This is a genomic window from Acinetobacter sp. L-24, from assembly GCF_056857555.1.
The window spans coordinates 36270-57878 of record NZ_JBSXNI010000048.1; the positions used below are offsets into that span (position 1 = coordinate 36270).

22 protein-coding genes are annotated in these 21609 nt (G+C 42.9%); 19 read left to right on the plus strand and 3 right to left on the minus strand.

Going from position 1 to position 21609, the window contains the following annotated elements; translation table 11 throughout:
* The first annotated feature begins 6 nt into the window (after positions 1 to 6).
* The 14 genes from AC13CK_RS15890 (at position 7) to pyrF (ending at position 10312) form a co-directional block, all read left to right on the plus strand.
* Positions 7 to 558, plus strand: a complete 552-nt coding sequence (locus AC13CK_RS15890; protein ID WP_425879853.1) for a type II secretion system protein — start codon at positions 7 to 9, stop codon at positions 556 to 558.
* Positions 548 to 997, plus strand: a complete 450-nt coding sequence (gspI, locus tag AC13CK_RS15895) for a type II secretion system minor pseudopilin GspI (protein WP_425879852.1) — start codon at positions 548 to 550, stop codon at positions 995 to 997. The genes AC13CK_RS15890 and gspI overlap by 11 nt, the downstream gene beginning before the upstream one ends.
* Positions 994 to 1635: a type II secretion system minor pseudopilin GspJ gene (gene gspJ, locus AC13CK_RS15900; RefSeq protein ID WP_005247320.1), complete on the plus strand. Its 642-nt coding sequence runs from the start codon at positions 994 to 996 to the stop codon at positions 1633 to 1635. The genes gspI and gspJ overlap by 4 nt, the downstream gene beginning before the upstream one ends.
* A gap of 6 nt (positions 1636 to 1641) precedes the next feature.
* Positions 1642 to 2613, plus strand: coding sequence for a type II secretion system minor pseudopilin GspK (gspK, locus tag AC13CK_RS15905; RefSeq protein WP_425879851.1), 972 nt, complete (start codon positions 1642 to 1644; stop codon positions 2611 to 2613).
* Between the two features lie 152 nt (positions 2614 to 2765).
* Positions 2766 to 3362: a 6-pyruvoyl trahydropterin synthase family protein gene (locus AC13CK_RS15910; RefSeq protein ID WP_004278864.1), complete on the plus strand. Its 597-nt coding sequence runs from the start codon at positions 2766 to 2768 to the stop codon at positions 3360 to 3362.
* A gap of 46 nt (positions 3363 to 3408) precedes the next feature.
* Positions 3409 to 4122, plus strand: coding sequence for a uracil-DNA glycosylase (gene ung / locus AC13CK_RS15915; protein ID WP_005247316.1), 714 nt, complete (start codon positions 3409 to 3411; stop codon positions 4120 to 4122).
* Complete coding sequence (locus AC13CK_RS15920; RefSeq protein WP_310078240.1) at positions 4119 to 5240, plus strand: enoyl-CoA hydratase/isomerase family protein; 1122 nt, start codon at positions 4119 to 4121, stop codon at positions 5238 to 5240. Before ung ends, AC13CK_RS15920 begins: the two co-directional genes overlap by 4 nt.
* A gap of 6 nt (positions 5241 to 5246) precedes the next feature.
* Positions 5247 to 5762, plus strand: a complete 516-nt coding sequence (gene tadA, locus AC13CK_RS15925) for a tRNA adenosine(34) deaminase TadA (protein WP_396469443.1) — start codon at positions 5247 to 5249, stop codon at positions 5760 to 5762.
* Between the two features lie 60 nt (positions 5763 to 5822).
* Positions 5823 to 6254 (plus strand): SRPBCC family protein, encoded by a 432-nt coding sequence (locus tag AC13CK_RS15930; RefSeq protein WP_004645458.1) that lies wholly within the window; start codon positions 5823 to 5825, stop codon positions 6252 to 6254.
* Positions 6255 to 6271: 17 nt separating this feature from the next.
* Positions 6272 to 6955, plus strand: coding sequence for a (d)CMP kinase (cmk, locus tag AC13CK_RS15935; RefSeq protein ID WP_425879850.1), 684 nt, complete (start codon positions 6272 to 6274; stop codon positions 6953 to 6955).
* A 110-nt stretch (positions 6956 to 7065) separates the two neighbouring features.
* Positions 7066 to 8742 (plus strand): 30S ribosomal protein S1, encoded by a 1677-nt coding sequence (gene rpsA / locus AC13CK_RS15940; RefSeq protein WP_004645456.1) that lies wholly within the window; start codon positions 7066 to 7068, stop codon positions 8740 to 8742.
* 163 nt (positions 8743 to 8905) lie between these two features.
* Positions 8906 to 9211 carry an integration host factor subunit beta gene (locus tag AC13CK_RS15945; RefSeq protein ID WP_004278853.1) on the plus strand — a complete coding sequence of 102 codons (306 nt, stop codon included), beginning with the start codon at positions 8906 to 8908 and terminating at the stop codon, positions 9209 to 9211.
* A 24-nt stretch (positions 9212 to 9235) separates the two neighbouring features.
* Positions 9236 to 9595 (plus strand): lipopolysaccharide assembly protein LapA domain-containing protein, encoded by a 360-nt coding sequence (locus AC13CK_RS15950; protein ID WP_004278852.1) that lies wholly within the window; start codon positions 9236 to 9238, stop codon positions 9593 to 9595.
* Positions 9596 to 9631: 36 nt separating this feature from the next.
* On the plus strand, positions 9632 to 10312 hold the full coding sequence (pyrF, locus tag AC13CK_RS15955) for an orotidine-5'-phosphate decarboxylase (RefSeq protein WP_425879849.1): 681 nt from the start codon (positions 9632 to 9634) through the stop codon (positions 10310 to 10312).
* A 435-nt stretch (positions 10313 to 10747) separates the two neighbouring features.
* On the opposite strand, the gene AC13CK_RS15960 is transcribed toward pyrF, so the two are convergent.
* Complete coding sequence (locus AC13CK_RS15960; protein WP_253172799.1) at positions 10748 to 11656, minus strand: LysO family transporter; 909 nt, start codon at positions 11654 to 11656, stop codon at positions 10748 to 10750.
* A gap of 68 nt (positions 11657 to 11724) precedes the next feature.
* A complete protein-coding gene (locus AC13CK_RS15965) occupies positions 11725 to 13221 on the minus strand; it encodes a flavin-containing monooxygenase (RefSeq protein WP_425879848.1) in 1497 nt (498 codons plus the stop codon).
* Between the two features lie 144 nt (positions 13222 to 13365).
* On the opposite strand from AC13CK_RS15965, the gene AC13CK_RS15970 reads away from it, so the two are divergent.
* The 5 genes from AC13CK_RS15970 to AC13CK_RS15990 all read left to right on the plus strand — a co-directional run bounded on the left by AC13CK_RS15970 (position 13366) and on the right by AC13CK_RS15990 (position 20473).
* The gene (locus tag AC13CK_RS15970; RefSeq protein WP_216986150.1) at positions 13366 to 14373 is read left to right on the plus strand and encodes a helix-turn-helix domain-containing protein; all 1008 of its coding nucleotides are present in this window, start codon (positions 13366 to 13368) and stop codon (positions 14371 to 14373) included.
* Between the two features lie 84 nt (positions 14374 to 14457).
* A complete protein-coding gene (zapE, locus tag AC13CK_RS15975) occupies positions 14458 to 15609 on the plus strand; it encodes a cell division protein ZapE (RefSeq protein WP_005252217.1) in 1152 nt (383 codons plus the stop codon).
* A gap of 366 nt (positions 15610 to 15975) precedes the next feature.
* Entirely contained in the window at positions 15976 to 18141 is a 2166-nt protein-coding gene (locus AC13CK_RS15980; RefSeq protein ID WP_425879846.1) for a malate synthase G, read from the plus strand.
* 128 nt (positions 18142 to 18269) lie between these two features.
* Entirely contained in the window at positions 18270 to 19718 is a 1449-nt protein-coding gene (locus AC13CK_RS15985; RefSeq protein WP_425879845.1) for an aldehyde dehydrogenase family protein, read from the plus strand.
* Positions 19719 to 19810: 92 nt separating this feature from the next.
* Positions 19811 to 20473, plus strand: a complete 663-nt coding sequence (locus tag AC13CK_RS15990; RefSeq protein WP_425879844.1) for an SOS response-associated peptidase family protein — start codon at positions 19811 to 19813, stop codon at positions 20471 to 20473.
* Between the two features lie 77 nt (positions 20474 to 20550).
* Here the strand turns inward: AC13CK_RS15990 and AC13CK_RS15995 are convergent, their stop codons facing one another.
* Complete coding sequence (locus AC13CK_RS15995) at positions 20551 to 21015, minus strand: MarR family winged helix-turn-helix transcriptional regulator (protein WP_004278843.1); 465 nt, start codon at positions 21013 to 21015, stop codon at positions 20551 to 20553.
* Positions 21016 to 21609: the final 594 nt, after the last annotated feature.

Sequence of the window (21609 nt, forward strand, 5' to 3'; positions counted from 1 at the left end):
TGTCCTATGATCAGATCACCTCACAGTGCAGTTCGTGGCTTTACCTTAATCGAATTGATGGTGGTGATTGTGATTATGGGAATTATGGCTTCACTAGTGCTGCTGAATACCAGTGGTGTCGATCAGCGCAAAGCGATGCAGGCACGAGAAATTTTATTGGTGGACTTGCAACGGGTGCTACGCGAGGCTAATGACCAATCCAGAATACTCGCGCTTGACGTTCAATCAGCGACAGATGTCACACCATTTCGCTATGGAATTATAGAATATCGTTCGGCAGCGCAGACTGAACCGAACCTGCAAGATGAGAAATGGCAAAATTATGCAGATTTTAAATTGCGTAGTTTGCCTGATCATATTTCCTTTCAAATTCAGGCACTGGAACAGCAGCGTTATGCCAGGGCACAAAATCGTGACCTGACTCAGGCAAATTCACCTCAATTAATCTGGCTCGGCAATGGTGAAGTCAAACCGGTGCGGATTCAGTTCTTTTTAGAAGACCGTGAAGTGGGTGCTGCGATTGAGATTGATCATCTGGGTAAAATCAATGAAATCTAGATATTTCAAGCAGAATACTGGATTTGGTGCTATCAGGCCGAGTTTTACTCGACTTAATCGTGCCTCAGGTTTTACCTTATTGGAAGTTATGGTCGCCTTGGCAATTTTTGCGACCGCAGCCATAACCCTGACCAAAGTCGCGATGCAATATACCCAATCCACCTCGAATGCCATTCTACGTACCAAAGCACAGTTTGTTGCCTTAAATGAAGTGGCGCAAATGGAAATCAATCAGGAATGGATGGAAGGGACGGCTTCCAAACAGCTGACCCAGCAAGGTGAAACCTGGCAGATCGATAAACGCAGTGAACCGACGGTCAGTCCGAATGTTCAGCGAATCGAGCTGCAGGTGAGTCTGGTTAATCAGGACAGTGGTCAGGTGGAATCTGGTATCAGCAGCCTGATGTTCTTTAATCATCGTATGAACAATACTCCATGAAGTCTAAAGGATTTACTCTGGTTGAATTATTGGTCGCAATTGCGATCTTTGCAGTGCTGTCTGCTTTGGGTTGGAAAGTTTTTGATTATATTGTCAAAACGAAAGATCAGAATGTGATTCATGAACAGCGTTTAGGTCAGTTACAGCAAACCTATCAGCAGATTCTGCGAGATACCGTACAGGCAGTACCCTTAACGGCCAACATCAATGGCGATATTCAACCGGCTCTGGTGCTGCAGAACGGACGTTTTAACTTTAGTAAAACCGGGGTAACTGATCCTTTAGAAGAAGGGATTTCCCCAGATGAACGCATTGAATATCAGTACCGAGCCGATGAGCAGAAACTTTATCGCTTGAAATACCGGAATCTAAATCAGACAGGTCAAGATCAGCCCGAATCCAGTGTTTTATTGTCGGAAGTGGAACAATTCCAGATCGTCGTACTCAATCCGAATGAACTCACGCAATGGCCGGATACTTCTACTGATCTGAATCAGTTAGAGCATAAACAGCGTTTGCCTAAAGGGATTAAAATCAATTTAACCGTGAATGGCGTCAGTTATGAATGGATGTTCAGTTTATTAAATACGGACTTTTTGCTTGATACTCAGAACACCGGTCAACCCAGCTCAGAATAATAAGAAATGAAAATGAATAAAGCGATCATGATCAAACAGCAGCAGGGCATTGCACTGATTACCATTCTGGTGATGGTAGCGCTAGCGACTATTCTGGCGGCTACGATTGCGCAACGTCAAGCTGCAACTGCTGAAAGCACTGCCTATTTGATGCGACAAAACCAGTCCTTAATGTATGCCAAAAGTGCTGAGGCCTTTTTTTCTGAATTGCTGGTCGATGATGCTGAAAATGCCGCAGAGGTCGACCATCTGCAGGAAACCTGGGCGCAGCCCATGCCAGCTTTTCCGGTAGATGACGGTTATGTCTCCGGAATAATACAGGATGAATCAGGCAAGTTTAATTTAAATAGCCTGATTACTGCCGAAGGCGCAGTCAATGAAAATGCCAAAGCATGGTTCGAGCTGATTCTAAAACGTGCCAGTTTGCCGGAACAGCTCAGTGAAGCAGTCATTGACTGGCAGGATGCAGACGAGCTGGTCAGTGGGGGCATGGGCGCCGAATCTAACTATTATCAGGGCTTGCCCAATGCTGCTTTGCCACCGAATGCAAAATTTCACAGCGTAGAAGAATTAAAGCTGGTACGCGGTTTTGAAGAGAATAAATATAAGCTGATAGCACCTTATCTGAGTACTGCACCGGTGCAGGAGAGCCTGGTCAATATTAATACCGCTTCAGCTTTTCTTTTGGCTAGTATGGATGAAAAGCTGGATGTGAATGCAGTGCAGCAATTGCTGGATCAGCGTCAGGCCAATTTGGAGCACTTTTCCAATGTGACTGATCTGTGGTCACTGGAGCCTTTCGCTCAGGTCGATGCGGACAGGCGTAATTTGTTTAACAGTCTGCTTGGGGTGCAATCCAATTATTTTAAAGCCCGAATCGAAGTGGTTTTAAGTGAGCGTAAGCGCCAGTTTAGCAGCGATCTGGTTCGTCAGGACAAACAGGTTTATGTCGCTTACCGTAGCATGGCGCCATTTTAATTTTAGCTCATGAATTGTACAGGCTGGATAAGCGCAAATGCCGGGCTGATGCCTTTTCCCTATCATGCTAAACAGCAAAATTAATCCTCAAAGCTTTACTTTTGCTTTATAATCAAAATTAATTCACCTATTTTTTGACGACATTACGGCATATGTTAATTCGTAAGTTATTTAAGTTTGAGAATGCTCATATTGTGCGTAACTGCACGTCAGATCGCTGTAAGCGTTCGATCCATGGCCATAGTTATAAAGTCGAGTTATTGCTAAAAGCCTCGAAGCTAGATCATGGTCAAATGGTCTATGACTTTGGTCTGCTTAAAGGTGTGATTAAGGATTTCTTTGATTCTTTCGATCATGCCATCTGCTTTTGGCAAAATGACGATCCGGAATATATTCAGGCCTGCAAGAATTTCAGTGCGCGCTGGGTGTCTTTGCCGGTATCGCCATCAGCAGAACAGTTTTCACGTATTTTCTTCTTTCTGGCACAGCAGGTGCTGGCATCGACCGTGACTCAAAATGGTGAAGGCGATGTCGAAGTCTATTCTGTGATTGTGCATGAAACCGACACCGGCTATGCACAAAGCTTTTTAGAAGATATTCAAAATGAACAAATGGGCATCCTTAGTCTGGAGCAACTTGAGTTCTCTGAACAAGTGCAGGCTGAATGGACAGATCCGGACATGTTTGCCAAGCTCAAACAGGGCACACCATTTCATAACCCTACAGTAGATTTACAGGTACAGATTTAAAGTCTGCGTGACTTTAAATCCATTGACATAGATTTAGGATTGAAGAATGTCTTTAAATGAACAGCAACTGGCCAAGCTGAATAAAGTTCAGCTGGATGAAAGCTGGAAATATGGATTGAGTGAATTTTTGCTCAGTCCGAAAATGGATGAATTAAAAGCATTTCTCGTTGAAGAAAAAAAAGCAGATAAAATCATTTATCCTCCCAATCATCTGATTTTTAATGCGTTAAATACCACGCCGCTAGATCGGGTAAAAGTGGTAATTTTGGGGCAAGATCCTTATCATGGCCCAAATCAGGCGCATGGATTAAGCTTTTCCGTGCAAAAGGGGGTTGCATTACCACCATCTTTGCGTAATATTTTTCATGAGTTACATGCTGATGTTGGGGTTGAAAGACCGAAGCATGGTGACTTGACGCATTGGGCAGAGCAGGGTGTGCTTCTGTTAAATGCAGTACTGACCGTCGAAGCAGGTCAGCCAACTTCGCATCAGAAGCGCGGTTGGGAAGAATTTACCGATCACGTCATTGATGTATTAAATGAACAGCGTGAACATATTGTCTTTATTCTTTGGGGCGCATACGCACAGCGTAAAGGACAGCGCATTAATCAAGACAAGCATCTCGTGTTAAAGGCAGCACATCCATCGCCTTTGGCAGCAAACCGTGGTGGTTTTTTTGGTTGTAAAGTATTTTCAAAATCGAATAACTACCTCAAACAACATGGCATTGAGCCTATAGATTGGCAGCTGGACGCATGAAATATTCTCCCCTTACTAAACATTATCATCCGGATTTGATTGTTGAAGAAGCGCACAATGGTTGGCGTATCGTTCGTTTAAATCGCCCGAAATCTTTGCATGCTCTCGATGAATCGATTGCTTCCGCACTTCTGGAAGTATTTCAGGACTTTCATCATGATGATAGCGTCAAAGCCATCTGGCTGGATTCAACCACACCGAAAGCGTTCTGTGCGGGTGGGGATGTGCGTAAGCTGCGTCAGTTAGTGATTAATGATGAAGTCGCGGCTGCCAATAAATTCTTTGAACAAGAATATGCACTCGATCTGTTACTGCATAATTATGCCAAACCCGTTTTAGTCTGGGGTGAAGGTTATGTGATGGGTGGTGGCTTGGGCTTGTTTATGGCGGCGCCTTTCCGTTTAGTGACGCCATATTCACGTTTGGCAATGCCTGAAATCAATATCGGTTTGTATCCAGACGTGGGTGCAACCCGCTTCTTGGCAGATCGTGGTGCGATTGGTCTATTTACCGGCTTGACCGGTTCAATCATGACTGCTGCGGGCGCTTACGGGATTGGCTGGGCAACGCATATTTGTGATGCACAGCGTGATTCAGTTTTGGATAAAGTCATTAATATTGACTGGGAGCATTATCCTGCAGGTGACTTCCGTGCCATTGATGACACCCTGAATAGTATGCACCGTCCGGTCGGCCCGGGACCGTTGCAAAACTCTCTGGATGTGATTCATAGTGTTTGCCGTGGTGTCAACTTTGAGCATGATTATGAGTCGATTATTGGCCTGAGTGACGCACGCAGTGACTGGTTGCGTCAGGCCAGTGAAAACCTGAAAAAAGGTTCGCCAACTACTGCAGCCTTGACCTGGCTATTGTGGCAATGGGGTAAGCAGATACATTCCTGGAATGAAGTTTTCGAACTGGAAGTTCAGATCTCGGACTGGAAAATTCGTCATCATGACTTTGTTGAGGGTGTACGAGCACGTCTGGTCGACAAAGACCTTAGTCCTGAGTGGAAAAAAGGTGCAGATATGAGCTTGAAAGGGATCCTGTCTGGGAATCCTCCAGTTACGACTATTGAAAGCTGGAATGAGCTGCTCAAGCATTATGGTGTGATTTAAGCTTCAATGTCCGAAACACAATTTACAGATGAATACTGGATGCAGCGTGCTTACGAGCAGGCTGCACTTGCTGCTGCACAGGGAGAAATTCCTGTGGGGGCAATTATCGTCAGTCAGAATCAGATCATTGGCCAAGGATTTAATGCGCCCATCTCGTTGAATGATCCGACTGCGCATGCCGAAATTGTTGCACTACGTGATGCGTGTCAAAACCTCCAAAATTATCGGTTACCTGATGATGCGGTGCTCTATGTGACTCTTGAGCCGTGCACCATGTGTGTCGGTGCACTGGTGCATTCGCGGGTTTCGCGAGTGGTATTTGGTGCATTTGAAGCGAAAGCGGGTTCATTGGTGAGTGCGCGTCAACTGTTTGAAACCGGTTATTATAATCACGTATTTCCTTTCCAGGCAGGCTGCATGCAGCAGCAATGTTCTGAACAGCTGAGTGCATTTTTTAAGTTGCGCCGCGAGCAGAAACGAGAACTCAAGTTACAAGAAAAGTTATTAAATACGCAGAAATAAATCTGCTTTATCCGCTAAAATTTGCTTACTTTCAAATATCTGCAATCTTCAGGAACAATAATGAACAGCATTCAAGTAAAAAAAGAATTTCCGGCAGCGCTTGATGATGTCTTTAATTTGATGTCCAAGCATGACACCTATAATATTGCCTTCGCACCGATGCAGGTCGAACGAATCAAGGATTCTGCGGATGCTGAACATCCTGATGGACTCGGTTCGGTACGTGCAATGGGTATGGGGCCAATAAAGCCGCTGAAAGAACAAATTACCTTGTTCGAGCCAAATAATCGCATCGAATACCAGATTATTAAAAATCCGTTAATCAAGCATCATTTGGGTATTATTGAATTTGAAGCACTGGCTGATGACAAAACGCTAGTAACTTATACGATTGAATTGCAGGCACGTGCGCCTTTTGTGAGTAAATTAATCCTTGCACAGTTACAGGCAGCGATTAAACTAGGCCTGACAAAACTCGCAAAATCTGTTTAAACAACAACGGGAAAGCAATGACAGTTCAAATTATTACCATTGATGGTCCAAGTGGGTCTGGCAAGGGCACGTTAGCAGCGAAACTGGCTGCACATTATCAGTTTCACTTATTGGATTCTGGTGCTTTATACCGCCTTTTGGGTTTGTCATTGCATCACCATGATTTGCTGGATTCTCTAGACACGAAATTGCCAGAATGCGTACAAATCGCAACAAATTTAGATATCCAGTTTGTCAGTACCGACACCGGGGTGCAGGTGTGGCTGGATGGTGAAGATGTGTCCCAAACTATTCGCACTGAACGGGTAGGAGAGTTTGCTTCAAAAGTTGCAGCAATTCCTGAGCTTAGAACAGCGTTGGTTTCACGCCAACATGCCTTTGCGCAGGCACCGGGTCTGGTAGCAGACGGACGCGATATGGCGACAAGTATCTTCCCGAACGCCCAGGCAAAAATATATTTGACGGCCTCGGCTGAATCCCGTGCGCAAAGACGTGTAAAGCAGTTGCAGGGCATGGGGCTGGATGTTAAAATAAGCGACATTTTAGCTAATATCATCGCTCGCGATAAACGAGATATGGAACGCACTGTCGCTCCACTCAAGCCTGCGGATGATGCTTACATTATCGATAGTTCAGATTTGAATATCGATGAAGTATTCCAGCTGATGACCACTTATGTGGATCAGCAGTTAGCAAACTAACCCAATTTTATCAGCAAACGCATAGCTTGATCAGTTTTATATGGACTATGTAGATGCTTAATTAAACCGGCCTTGTCTGATCCAAGACCGCTGACTTTATCGGAAATATCATGACCGAATCTTTTGCAGCCCTCTTTGAAGCAAGCGAATTAAACCTCAACGTTGAAAAGGGTGCAGTTATCCAAGGCGTTGTAGTAAGCATTGACTCTGATTGGGTAACTGTTGACACTGGCCTTAAATCTGAAGGCGTTGTTGACCGTGCTGAGTTCTTAAATGAACAGCGCGAACTTGAAGTTCAAGTTGGCGACACTGTAGACGTAGTTGTTGAAGCACTTGACAATGGTATGGGTCAAACAGTTCTTTCTCGCGAAAAAGCTAAACGCGCAGAAACTTGGACTAAACTTGAAAAAATCTTTGAAGACGGCGAAATCGTTACTGGTGTTATCTCTGGTAAAGTTAAAGGTGGTTTCACCGTTGACATCGGTCCAGTACGTGCGTTCCTTCCAGGTTCTTTAGTTGATACTCGTCCTATTCGTGATACTACTCACCTAGAAGGCAAAGAGTTAGAATTCAAAGTAATCAAACTTGACGCTAAACGTAACAACGTTGTTGTTTCACGTCGTGCTGTTATGGAAGCTGAATCTTCAGCTGACCGTGAAGCTCTTCTTGCTCAGCTTGAAGAAGGTCAAACAGTTACTGGTACGATCAAAAATCTTACTGACTACGGTGCATTCGTTGACCTTGGCGGTATTGATGGTCTTCTTCACATCACTGACATGGCTTGGAAACGCATCAAGCACCCTTCAGAAGTTGTTGAAGTTGGTCAAGAAGTTACTGTTAAAGTACTTAAATTCGACCGCGAACGTAACCGTGTTTCTCTAGGTCTTAAACAACTTGGCGAAGATCCATGGTTAGCGATCATGAACCGTTACCCTAAAGGTTCAATCGTTAAAGCGCGCGTAACTAACCTGACTGACTACGGTTGTTTCGCTGAAATCGCTGAAGGCGTTGAAGGTTTAGTACACGTTTCAGAAATGGATCACACTAACAAAAACATCCACCCATCTAAAGTTGTTCAGATTGGTGACGAAGTTGATGTTATGGTTCTTGAAGTTGATGAAGAACGTCGTCGTATTTCTCTTGGTATCAAACAAACTCGTGCTAACCCATGGGAAGAGTTTGCTAAAGATCACGACAAAGGCGAAAAAGTTTCTGGTACGATCAAATCTATCACTGACTTCGGTATCTTCATCGGTTTGCCAGGCGGTATCGACGGTCTAGTTCACTTGTCTGATATTTCTTGGAACGAACAAGGCGAAGAAGCGATTCGTCGTTACAAGAAAGGCGACACTGTTGAAGCGGTTATCCTTTCTGTAGACGCTGAAGGCAACCGTATCAGCCTTGGCATCAAGCAAATGAACAACGATCCGTTCAATGACTTCCTTGCTGCTAACGAACGCGGTGCGTTGGTTAAAGGTACTGTAACTGCAGTTGACGCTAAAGGCGCTACTATTAAGTTAGCTGACGAAGTTGAAGCGACTCTGAAAGCATCTGAAATCAACCGCGATCGCGTTGAAGATGCAACTAAGTTCCTTGAAGTTGGTCAAGAAGTTGAAGCGAAGATCATCAACGTAGATCGTAAATCTCGCGCAATCAACTTGTCTATCAAAGCGAAAGACGAAGCTGAAGAGAAAGAAGCAGTTGCTAACTTGAAAACAGCTCCTGCTGGTCAAGACAATGGTCCTAAGACGATTGGTGACCTGATTAAAGCTCAAATGGGCAACTAAGTAAGCGTTTGAATTGTATTGTTAATGTAAGTTAACTAATACTTTTTATACAAATACTGTAAACGGTAGCGTAGTATTTAATTATTGCGCTACCGTTTTGTATTTAAACAGGTTATTATCGGGAAATAGATCCCAAGTAGCTTGATAATTAAAGAGGTCGCAGATGACTACTGAAGCACTTAATAAGTCTGACTTAATAGAGCGTATTGCGTTAAAAAATCCGCATTTGGCTGAGCCTTTAGTGGAAGAAGCAGTTAAAATTATGATTGATCAAATGATAGAAGCATTATCAACTGACAATCGTATCGAGATTCGTGGATTTGGTAGTTTTGCATTGCATCACCGTGAACCGCGCGTAGGTCGTAACCCTAAAACTGGTAAATCAGTAGAAGTGGCTGCAAAAGCAGTTCCGCACTTTAAACCAGGCAAGGCACTTCGTGACGCTGTGAACGAGTCTGCACAAAAATAATTGTAAATATTTTGCGGGGTGTTCATGCGTTACGTTCTGGTCATTCTTTTATTGGTACTGTTTGGTTATTCATTAGCTTTGGTTTTGCAAAACGGTACCGAATTGTCAGTGGACTTGTTATTTACTCAAGTTCCCGCAATGCGCCTGGGATTATTACTTCTCCTCACGTTATCTTTAGGTGTCGTTTTGGGCCTGTTATTGGGCGTTCAGATCTTCCGGGTTTTTCAGACGAATTGGGAAATTAAACGACTGCGTAAAGACATTGAACATCTACGTAAGGAACAGTTGAATACAGCCAAGTTAATGGCCGCTGAAGCAGCAGCCCATACCCGGCATGAAAAAACTGTATTAGATATTACCAATGAAAATCAAAGCCCATTATAATGGGCTTATTTTTTGCCTATATGAAGGGGTAATCTCTTGAGTATCATCGTCGCACTAGATGCCAAAAGCCAATTTGATGCCTTAGCCATTGCAGAACAGTTAGATCCTGCCTTGTGTCGACTTAAAGTTGGTAAAGAGTTATTTACCCATGAAGGTCCAATTATTGTCAAAGCACTTCAAGATAAAGGCTTTGCTGTATTTCTGGATCTGAAATTTCATGATATTCCAAATACAACAGCACAGGCAGTATGCGCGGCAGCAGATTTGGGTGTGTGGATGGTCAATGTGCATGCCTCAGGTGGCCGCAAGATGATGGAAACCTGTGTAGAGCGTTTGCAAGCAGGTAATTATAAAACTCAGTTGATTGCAGTGACTGTATTGACGTCAATGGGCCGTGAAGACTTGAAAGATATTGGTCTGGATATTGAGCCAAATGAGCATGTAAAACGTCTGGCACAACTGACCAAAGACAGTGGTCTAGATGGGGTGGTTTGCTCAGCTCAAGAAGCGAAAATGTTACGTGAAACGATTGGAAAAGACTTTGCATTAGTGACACCCGGCATTCGTCCAGAAGGGTCGAATGCAGATGACCAGAAACGTATTGTGACACCGAAACAGGCAATGCTAGATGGCTCAACACATCTGGTAATTGGTCGCCCGATTACCCAGTCTAAAAATATGCGTCAGACTTTGAAAGATATTTTGGCAACGCTTTAATACGGTTTGAATGACAGAAAGCCTTTCAGTCGAAAGGCTTTTTTTATATATTGAAAAAATGGTTATAAAATAAAAAGGAAAAATGATGACTTCATCTGAACCACAATTAGAAAAAGTACAGAATGACGTGATTCAAAATATTCAACAGGCGGAACAGCTTAAGCAACAAGAATAGCAACAACAGCAGGCAAGCTCAGCAGATCGGACAGCGGGGATCGATGTGGTCAGTTTGGCATCTGATGCCATCAGTCTTGCTTCGGATGTTATTGAAACAGTAGGCGATGCCTTAAGTGATATTGATTTAAGTTTTAGTCAGCCCTCCCGGCCTTCTTGCTTGTGCTTCGTTTTAAGATTCTGGTTTAGAGCTTACTCAAGGAGGAGAGGTCCCTCTTTATAAAAAAGGGATTTAGTGAGATTGAGAAAGCGATAAAACAATTAAATCGCTGCCAGTACACTCACCGTGACTGGTGCTAACAGTGACAAAATAAAACCACTGACCATAGCATGTGGAATAAAATCATGCCCGCAAGCCTGTTTAACCATCGGTAAAGTCACATCCATTGCAGTTGCCCCCGCGGCGGAAATGGCCGACCTTGGATATCTCCAGCCCAGACAATACATCAGTAAGATGGCGAAAATTTCTCTAAACAGGTCATTCATCAGCGCGATACTGCCGAGTTCTGCATTTCTGAGTTCTGTCACGACAACGCCTGACATTGAGTAAAATCCATAGCCTTGTGACAGCATGATCAAATCTTTCAGACTGATGTCGGTGTTCCAGAATGAATAAAGCATGACCGCGAATAATGAACCGAAAATACAACCGATTGGAACTAAGAGAATTTTAAAATTTAACCAGGAACGATCTAAAGGTGAATAAGCCAGATCCAGGCCAATCATGAACATAAATACCAGCAACAAATGCCAGGTGCTGATTTGCAAGGATAGATCAAACAGACTCAAGCCCGCATGTAAAAAGTATCCACCTGCGAGAGCCAAAAAGGCATAGCTCATATTCAGCAAGGATTTAACTACCAGATCGACGGATACCCGACCAGAACTAGGAAGATAACCTGCCCATTTAAATAGTAGATAACAAAATGCAAAAGCACCGAGCGAGGTCAGAAAGGCAATACTGATCGACGTACTTAAAATCTGTAGGGGATGCTGTAATTCATCTACCAGTTGTGAAAATTCAAAGGCAATTGCAATCAATAAAACGTAGCTAAAATAGGGTAATAGCTTGAAACAGATTTTAATAATCGAAAGTGGAATTCGTTTTGCCATGGCAAAACCGAGTGCTAGACAGAATAAAAGCTGAAAGATAAGCCAAAGCGATTGCATAAATTTAATGGATTGAAAAAATTACCTATAAATTATGCCACCGCTTGATGTCAGATGGTAAAAAGCTTTTAGGCGACTTTATTCAATAATCGATAATCTGCGACATTTGGTTTTTTTGTTTTGAGCCAGTATTTCCAGGTATAAGTTGGCCATAAGGCAAAGTTCTTGCCGCCTTCCTGCTGATACCAGCTGACACAGCCAGATTGCCACACGGTCTTTTCAAACATATGTTGTACCTGCTGATTAAATGTATCCTGTGCCTGGTCTTTGACCATGATGGCATCACTTTGGGATTGATCGACCAGTTGCATCAATTGCAAAATATATTCAACTTGTGCCTCAATCATAAAAATGACAGAGTTGTGTGCCAATAGGGTATTTGGCCCCGGTAACTGAAACAGGTTTGGAAAGTCTTTCACGCAAATTCCATAATAGCTTTCAGCACCTTGTTTCCACATTTCATTCAGTTCTACGCCATCAAGCCCGGTACATTGAAAATTCTTCATATAGATACGTGGATCGGTAATGAATCCGGTGCCATAAATCAGACAGTCAATCGGCCGCTCTTTTCTATCTTGTGTAATGATACTGTGTTCAGTCAGTTCCTGAATCTTCTCGGTCACCAGTTCCACATTATGGCGGTTAAACGTCGGGAAGTATTTATTTGAAACCAGAATACGTTTGCAGCCCATGATGTAATCGGGAGTTAGTTTTTTGGCCAATTCAGGGTTTTTGACCTCATATTTAATGAATAGTTCTGCCAGTTTTTGGGTGAATTTCATAATGCCCGGTTTGACAATCGGTACCACACGCGATTCATTTGACCAATACAGGCGGGCACGGTGTAGCTTTCTAAACCAGTCATATTTTTTAAAGAGTTTCTTTTCAAGATTCGGGTAGGCACGTTCATCCCGAGGAATGACCCAAGCCGCAGTACGTTGCATGACATACAGTTGTTTGCATTTCGGGGCAATTTCTGGAATATATTGAATGGCACTGCCACCTGTACCAATCGATGCGACATTTTTGCCAGTCACATCATAAGTGTGATCCCATTGCGCAGAATGAAAGACTTTACCTTGGAATTTCTCAATACCAGGAATATGTGGAATTTGGGGGATATGCAATGGCCCAGAAGCGAAGATAACGAACTGGGCTTCAAGGATACTTTGATCCTGTAGCTGTAATTGCCATAGACAGCGTTCTGCCTGGTAATGCGCTGCCAGTACCTCGGTATTTAAACGGCAAAAAGCACGCAGGTTATAATCGGTCACCAGATCCTGAATATAAGAAAATATCTCGGGTGCTTCCGCATAACGCTTGGACCAATTACTTTTTGGAGCAAATGACAAGGAATACAAATGTGATTGCACGTCACAGGCTGCTCCAGGGTACTGATTGTCCCGCCAAGTTCCGCCAAAATCGCTCCCTTTTTCCAGAATAATAAAGTCATAAATACCATGCTGTTGTAAACGTATTGCCATGGCAATACCGCCGAAACCAGCTCCAATAATGGCAACTTTGGTATGAGGGGGGGAGCGTGTAGCGGTGGCATGATCTAACATCAGTACATTCCTTACTTATTTTAATGTTGGATATTTATCGTAATTTGCTCCTTGGTGATTAGACAGAAAATTGATCTAAACGGCAATAGCCGACACATTATTTTTATAGTACAACTAGAGCAATCACATTGTATTTGTATGGTTATGAAACGTTCTGTTCTCAGTCTGATGTATTTGATTCAAGGGATGCGCAAGGCTGGCATGGAAGTCGATCAGAAACTGCAAAACATTGGACTGCGTGTAGATGCCTTTGATCCAAGCTCGGTGATCCATCCGAGTCTGGAACATGATGTGCTTAAGGTGGTAGGACAGGAAATCCAACCTGAACAGGGATTATTGATTGGCCAGCATTATGCTTTGGCAGGTTATGGTCCCTTACTCATGTTGCTGGTGACCAGTCCTACGGTACGTGATGCACTGAATCAGGTGATCCGTTTTCAGCAGTTGACGCATCTGACCGGTCAGTTGGCCTTGCAGCAAAGCGAGCATCATAGCGCGCTGTGTTATCGGGCCAAGCAGCAAGATGATCATTTGGGAATGTTGCTGGCACAGGCGGAGATTTCCGGGACGTTTAAGTTTATCCGGGAAATTTACAAATTGATGGGCTTATCCAAACCTGATTTGCGGATCGAGTTGCCATTTGCCTATCCAGAAGATCTGACTACCTTAAAGGTCTACCATGATTATTATGGAACACAGGTACAGTTTGATGCATCTCGGGCAGCATTCTGGTTTGATGAAGCAGTGCTGGATATTAAAATTCCCTCTGCGGATGCGGTGACTTTTGCCGTTTATGAAGCCAAATGTCTGGCTGAACTGGAACGTTTGCAACAGGATGAGCAGACGCCGACTGTGGTGCAGCGCGTGCAGGATTATCTGGAAATCCAAAGCGGCCTGATGCCGAGCATGGCTGAAACAGCACAAGCGCTGAATATCCCGGAACGAACCTTACGGCATCAGTTACAGCAGTGTGATACCAGTTATAAGCAGATTCGCGAAGAAATTATTAAAGATAAAGCTTTGCGACTGATTGAATACAAACAGTATTCGATTGAAATGATTGCAGAATTATTAGGCTATTCCGAGCCGGCTGCTTTTAACCATGCCTTTAAACGCTGGTTTGGGCAAAGTCCTCGGCAATATATAAAATAGCCTAAGCTTGTTTATGCCAAAGTGTTATAGCGTGTTGATTAAACTCCGCTATAATTAAATTGATCCCAAATAGTACGAAATTCTATGTCCGATTTTAATTCACAGCACAGCACCGCTTTTAGTCCGATTTCTCCTGCAGAACGTTATGCACAAGCGATCTCTTCGGGACAGTTTATGCCTGATGAAGCACAGGCAATGGCAGTACATGAACTGAATCGTGTCTGGCTGGAATTGATTCAGCGTTTTAAGGCATCGAAAAAAGCATTTCGCCGCTTTCGCCGTCAGACATCTCCGAAAGGGGTGTACATGTGGGGTGGTGTGGGGCGTGGAAAAACTTGGTTAATGGATCAGTTTTACGATTCGATTCCGTTTCGCCGTAAAACCAGGATGCATTTTCACCATTTTATGCAGCATGTGCATCGTGAGTTAAACAAATTATCCGGACAGCGTAATCCGCTAGATATCGTGGCGGATCGAATTTATAAAGAAGCGGTCATCATCTGTTTTGATGAATTTTTTGTGTCTAACGTGACGGATGCAATGATCCTGAGCGATCTGTTCCAGAAGCTGTTTGAACGTGGTATCACCTTGGTCGCTACTTCGAATATCGCACCGGACGGTTTATATAAGAACGGCATTCACCGTGACCGTTTTATGCCTACCATCGAACTGGTCAAGAAAAACTGTGTGGTCTTAAATGTCGATGCCGGAGTCGATTACCGTCTACGGGTTTTGAAACAGGCACAACTGTTTAAATTCCCGTTAACACATGATCATAAAAACTGGATTGCTCAACGTTTTAGCGCCTTGACCCAGACTCAGACCTGTTCTGAAGAGCCGATTATTATCAACAACCGTATTGTTGAAACCGTGTCACATACTGAAGATGTATTGTGGTGCGAGTTCTCTGAACTGTGTTTAAAGCCACGTAGTCCGGCTGATTTTATTGAAATCGCCAATATTTATAATACGGTTTTGGTCAGCAATGTGCCGCACCTGACCGATTTTCTGAATGATGGAACACGCCGTTTTATTTATCTGGTGGATGAATTTTATGACCGCGGCGTCAAGTTGCTCTTAACCTCGGAAGATAATATCGTGGATATTTATCAAGGTGAGAAACTGGCCTTTGAAATTGAACGGACCCGTTCCCGTTTACTAGAAATGCAGTCGGATGAATACCTAAATTCTGAACATCGCCAGATTGAGAAAATCGCTTCTGTGAACGGAGAGTAAGAATAAAAGCGCTGGTCATTCACCAGCGCTTTTTTTATAAAAATAGGTACTTAAATTATCGACAAGCCTGATCAAACATGGCTTAATCTTGATCTAAATATGATCGTGTATAACTAGAATGCATAATTTTTACTCGAAAATCTGAACTTAAGTCTAATTTCTACATTTCGAAAACTTTATACACTGTCATTAGGGTATTTAGCAGAATGATATCTATTTGTAACTGAGAAAGATCAAATATGTTTATGAGGGTATTCATATTGGAAAAAATGCTCAGTATTTAGCAATGTGATAATACTATTCAGCTAGATTTTAATCGGTATACTAGAATCTCTTGTATAAAAAGTAGCAATATCAGGAAAGACAATGACTGCACGTATTCAAAAAGGCAAGTTAGCGATTGCTAAAGAACTTTACGATTTCATCGAAAATGAAGCACTACCAGGTTCTGGTTTAGACAGCGAAACATACTGGAAAAACTTTGAACAAGTCGTTGTTGATCTTAGCCCTAAAAATAAAGCACTTTTGGCTAAGCGTGATGACATTCAGGCGAAAATTGATGAATGGCACCGCAATAACACATTTGAATTACAAGCTTACAAAGCTTTCTTGACTGAAATTGGCTACTTGTTACCAGAAGTAGAAGATTTTCAAATCAGCACTCAAAACGTAGACGAAGAAATTGCAGTACTGGCAGGTCCACAGTTGGTTGTACCGGTACGTAATGCACGTTACTGCTTGAACGCTGCAAACGCACGTTGGGGTTCTTTGTACGATGCACTTTATGGTTTCGACGTCATCTCTGAAGAAGATGGTGCGGAAAAAGGCAAAGGCTATAACCCGAAACGTGGTGAAAAAGTTGTCGCATTTGCCAAGAATTTCCTCGACGAAACTTTCCCATTCGCACAAGGTTCGCATGCAGACGCAACTCAATACGCAGTTGAAGCTAATGCACTGGTTGTTACCCTAAAAGATGGTTCAAAAACAACTGTGGCAGATGCGGCTAAATTCGTTGGCTACAATGGCGAAGCTTCAGCACCGACTGAAATCGTATTTAAAAATAATGGCCTGCACGCTATTGTGCAAATTAATGCCAGTAGCCCGATTGGCCAAACTGATGCCGCTGGTGTAAAAGATGTGGTTCTTGAAGCTGCGGTTACGACCATTCAGGACTTGGAAGACTCGATTGCAGCCGTTGACGCTGAAGAAAAAGTGGAAGGCTACCGTAACTGGTTAGGCCTGATGAAAGGTACTTTAGAAGAGTCTATTGAGAAAAACGGTAAAACTGTTACCCGTAAACTGAATGAAGACCGTACTTTCAAAAATGTAGAAGGTGGTGAAACTAAAGTTCACGGCCGTTCATTGATGTTGCTGCGTAATGTTGGTCATTTAATGACAAACCCTGCGATTCTGGTAGATGGCGCAGAAATCTATGAAGGCATCATGGATGCATTGGTTACGCCATTATTGTCTTTTGCAGACATCAAAGGTGAAAACACCATCAAGAACTCGCGTCAAGGTTCAATGTATATCGTTAAGCCGAAAATGCATGGTCCTGAAGAAGTGGCATTTGCCGTTGAATTGTTTGAACGTGCAGAACAGGCACTCGGCTTACCTGCAAAAACTTTAAAAATCGGGATTATGGATGAAGAACGCCGTACTTCTGTGAACTTGAAGAACTGTATTGCACAAGCCAAAGATCGTACTATCTTCATCAATACAGGTTTCATGGACCGTACTGGTGACGAAATCCATACCTTTATGGAAGCTGGTCCATTCGTTCGTAAAGGCGAAGTAAAAGGCCAAATCTGGTTCCCGGCTTATGAAAACCGTAACGTGATGATTGGTCTGCAAGCAGGTTTACGTGGTAAAGCACAGATTGGTAAAGGCATGTGGCCAAAGCCAGACATGCTGCTTGACATGTACAAAACCAAAACTGAACATCCTGAAGCGGGGGCGAGCTGTGCATGGGTTCCATCACCTACAGGTGCGGTGATTCACGCGATTCACTATCACCAGATTAATGTTGCAGACCGTCAGCAAGAGCTATTGTCGACTCAACCTTTATCTCTGGATGATTTGTTGACACCGCCATTGGCGAAAGACACCAACTGGTCTGAAGAAGAAAAAACCAAAGAACTCGAAAATAACTGTCAAGGTATCTTGGGTTATGTCGTTCGTTGGGTAGATTTGGGTGTAGGTTGTTCTAAAGTGCCAGACATCAATGATGTCGGTTTAATGGAAGATCGTGCGACTCTACGTATTTCTTCACAACACGTTGCGAACTGGTTGCGTCACGGTATCGTAAGTCGTGAGCAAGTAGAAGAAGTGATGCAACGTATGGCGAAAATTGTGGATGAGCAAAATGCCAATGATCCACTGTATACGCCAATGTCTGCTGACTTTGCCAACAATATTGCGTTCCAGGCAGCATCTGACCTGATTTTTAAAGGTGGTGAGCAGCCATCAGGTTATACCGAGCCGCTTCTGCACGCAGCGCGTTTAAAGTTAAAAGGTTATACAGGTGACTAATCCTGTCTAGCTTAAAAAAGCCTCTTCGGAGGCTTTTTTATTGTCTAATGGTAAGCCGTCGTTGTTTTGACTAGAAATTTTCCAGTTGAACTCTTAAAGTGGGGCAAAGCATGTGAGGAAACAATAAAATGACAACGGTATATCAAAATTTAGACCAGCAGTTTATTCATGGTCAGTGGCAAGCTGGTACTTCAACCAGAACAATAAAAAATATAAACCCCTATACCCAGAGCGAAATTTTTAGTATGCCAGCTGCCAGTTCTGTCGATGTCGACAGTGCTTATACCGCAGCAGAGCAGGCTTTCCAGCAGGGGGGCTTGAAATCCATTGAAGTACGTAAAACAGTGCTGCAAAATTTAATCGCGATCATTCAGCAGCGTCGGGACGAAATCATTGACTGGCTCATTATTGAATCAGGCAGTACGCGCATTAAAGCCGGCGTTGAGGTGGATGCTGCTCTGGGCATCATTCAGGAAAGTCTGGCTTTTCCAGACTGGATCCAAACAGAACAGCTGGAAAGTAAGGATCCGGCACGTAAAAGTATGGTTTTGCGCAAGCCCTTAGGCGTGATTGCTGTCATTAGTCCATGGAACTTTCCATTTCATTTATCCTTACGCTCAGTGGCGACTGCAATTGCCTGTGGTAATACCGTTGTATTGAAGCCGGCCAGTGATACCCCGGTGACTGGCGGCACCTTAATTGGTAAATTATTTGAAGAGGCAGGTTTGCCTGCAGGTGCACTGAATATTGTTGCCGGTGCTGGCAGTGAAATCGGGGATTATTTTGTTGAGCATTCAGTGCCGAAAATGATTTCATTTACCGGCTCCACCGAAGTGGGAAAAAGTGTTGGCAGTAAGGCTCTAGCCAGTTCGAGAATCAAACGTCTGGCACTTGAACTGGGTGGCAATGCACCTTTGGTCATTCTGGATGATGCCGATCTTGATCTTGCGGTTGAACTAACGCTGATGGGGCGTTTTATGCATCAGGGACAAATTTGCATGAGTACTAACCGGGTCATTGTCGATGCCTCTATCCATGATGCTTATGTAGATAAGCTCCTGGATCGGATCAAAATGATTCCGGTGGGTGATCCAAATCTGGAAGATACCGTGATCGGTCCGATCATTAATCAGAGTCAGGTTGAAAAGCATCAACAGATCATTCAAACAGGCAGCGAGCAGGGCGCACAACTGGTGTATGAAGGAGGAATTGAAGGGAATCTGGTCTATCCGCATATTTTTATTGATGTCGCGGAAGATTCCGATCTGGCGCAGCAAGAAAGCTTCGGTCCGATTTTACCTATCTTAAAAGCCCGGAATGAAGCACATGCTTTAAACCTGGCCAATGCGACCGAGTTTGGTTTATCCAGTGCAGTATGTACCTCAAACATCGAGCGAGGCAGCGCGTTTGCCGCACAACTGGATATCGGTATGACACATATTAATGGCATTAGTGTGGCAGACCAGTCAAATGCACCCTTTGGCGGCGAGAAAAATTCAGGATTGGGTCGTTTCAATGGTCGCTGGATTTTTGAAGAGTTTACCCGGACACATTGGTTGACGGTACCGAATTCATAACAGTCAACGCGCCTAAAACTATAGAAATACGACAGGCTTCGACTTGGCATCACGGTATAATGTTATGGTCGAATGATTTACATATATGAACCATGTGCGCCAATTTTAAGCCTTTAACCTTAGAGCAGTTGCATAATCTGGGATTGCCAGAAATTCCTTTTGAATATCCAGAGGAGGTCTATCCCAATTATGCTACACCGCTTTTGTTTCATTCAGCTCAAGGACTGGAATGGCGTTCCGTGAATTTTGGACTCATTCCGAAATGGGCAGAAGACAAAACTATAGGTACCAAGACCTATAACGCCAGAAATGAAACCTTACTGCAAAGGCCCACCTTCGCTGAAGCCACCGCCAAATGTCATTTTGGCGTCATTCCGGTATCGGAATTTTATGAGTCCAAATATTTTGACAATAAACCGCAGCGTTGGGGTGTAAGACGTAAAGATGGTCAGGCGACTTTTATTGCAGCTGTGTATGAGATTGCTCGGGTACAAGGGGAAATTGTACGCTCTGCCAGTATGATTACCATGGATGCAATTGACCATCCCATGATGAAGGAGTTTCATGAGCCGGGTAATATCAAACGCTCGGTTATTGTGATTCCACAGCAGCGACTGCAAGAATGGCTAACGCTAAGGCATCCGGATATTCGTAGCTTTGTAGAGGGCTTTCCGGTAGAAGATTTTGAATGCTCACATGTACCAAAAGAAAAAATCAAAAAAGTCAGTCCACAACTGAACTTTTTTGATTTTTAGAAAGCTCTGGCGAATTATTAATTATTATAAAGTATGCGCCAATTCGCCAGCGTCTATTTAAAATAAAAAGTAGGTCTTTAACGAGCTAAATTTTTGAAAATATGACGTAAACTTTCCATGGTTTTTTCAATTTGCAAAGGCGTCAGGCCTTCAAATGACTGTTCCAGTACGACATTGGTCAGATCATTGATCTTATGTGTCATTTGCATGCCTTTGTCAGTCAAAAATACTCGGGTAATCCGTGCGTCATCCTCACATGAATAGGTTTCAACCAGACCTTCGTCTTTTAAGCGGTAGACAATTTTAGTCGTGGTCGACATTTTAGAAACAACCATCTCTGACAAATCAGAAACACTGGCATGCGGTTTGGCTTTTAGTGCAAGAAGGATGCGGCGGCGGGAATTGTCAACACCATACTTTTTTAGTGCATGATCGACATTAACGACGTATTGAGCATGAACCTGAGTTACCCAATAATATGGAAAGTTTTCTAAATTAAATTCTTCCGTACACGGCAAAAATTTTGCATATTTCTTAGTCATGAAATGTTCCTTGTATTTATTTTTCTAGGGCCCGTTCATTTTATGAAAAAGTTTATGCATATTTCAACCTTTATTTTAAAAATGTTAAAGCGCTAACACTTTTTAGTTTTGCTTAACATCCCAAGGAGTTGATCAGTTCTGCATGTGAGCCTTATCTGGCGCGAAGATTGTTCTTTAAAATCGGATGAAAGGCGATAATATTTTGTATAAATTTAATTCCTCATTATGTATTTCGTGAGTAGAAATGTTTTCCAAGACTTTTTATTGTTCTTAAGCAGCCTGTCTGAATAGGTTTTAATGCAAATAATTGTATTTCAATAAATTAATCGATTTAAGAAATATAGGGTGATTGAGTGGTTTTAGTCAATATAGTAAATGATTATTTACAGCTATATTTTTAAGTGATTGTTCTTTCAATAAAAAAATAGTTTATGCTCTAATCTTTAAGTGACCTTAAAAGTAATGGTCTAATCAAACTAAATTCTGTTTATTTTTAATTCAATTCGAATAAATGATGTAGAAAAAATTAAAATTAATCAGTTTCAGCATCAATCAGTTGATCATAAAAGTCTCAATAAAATCATGATCATGTAA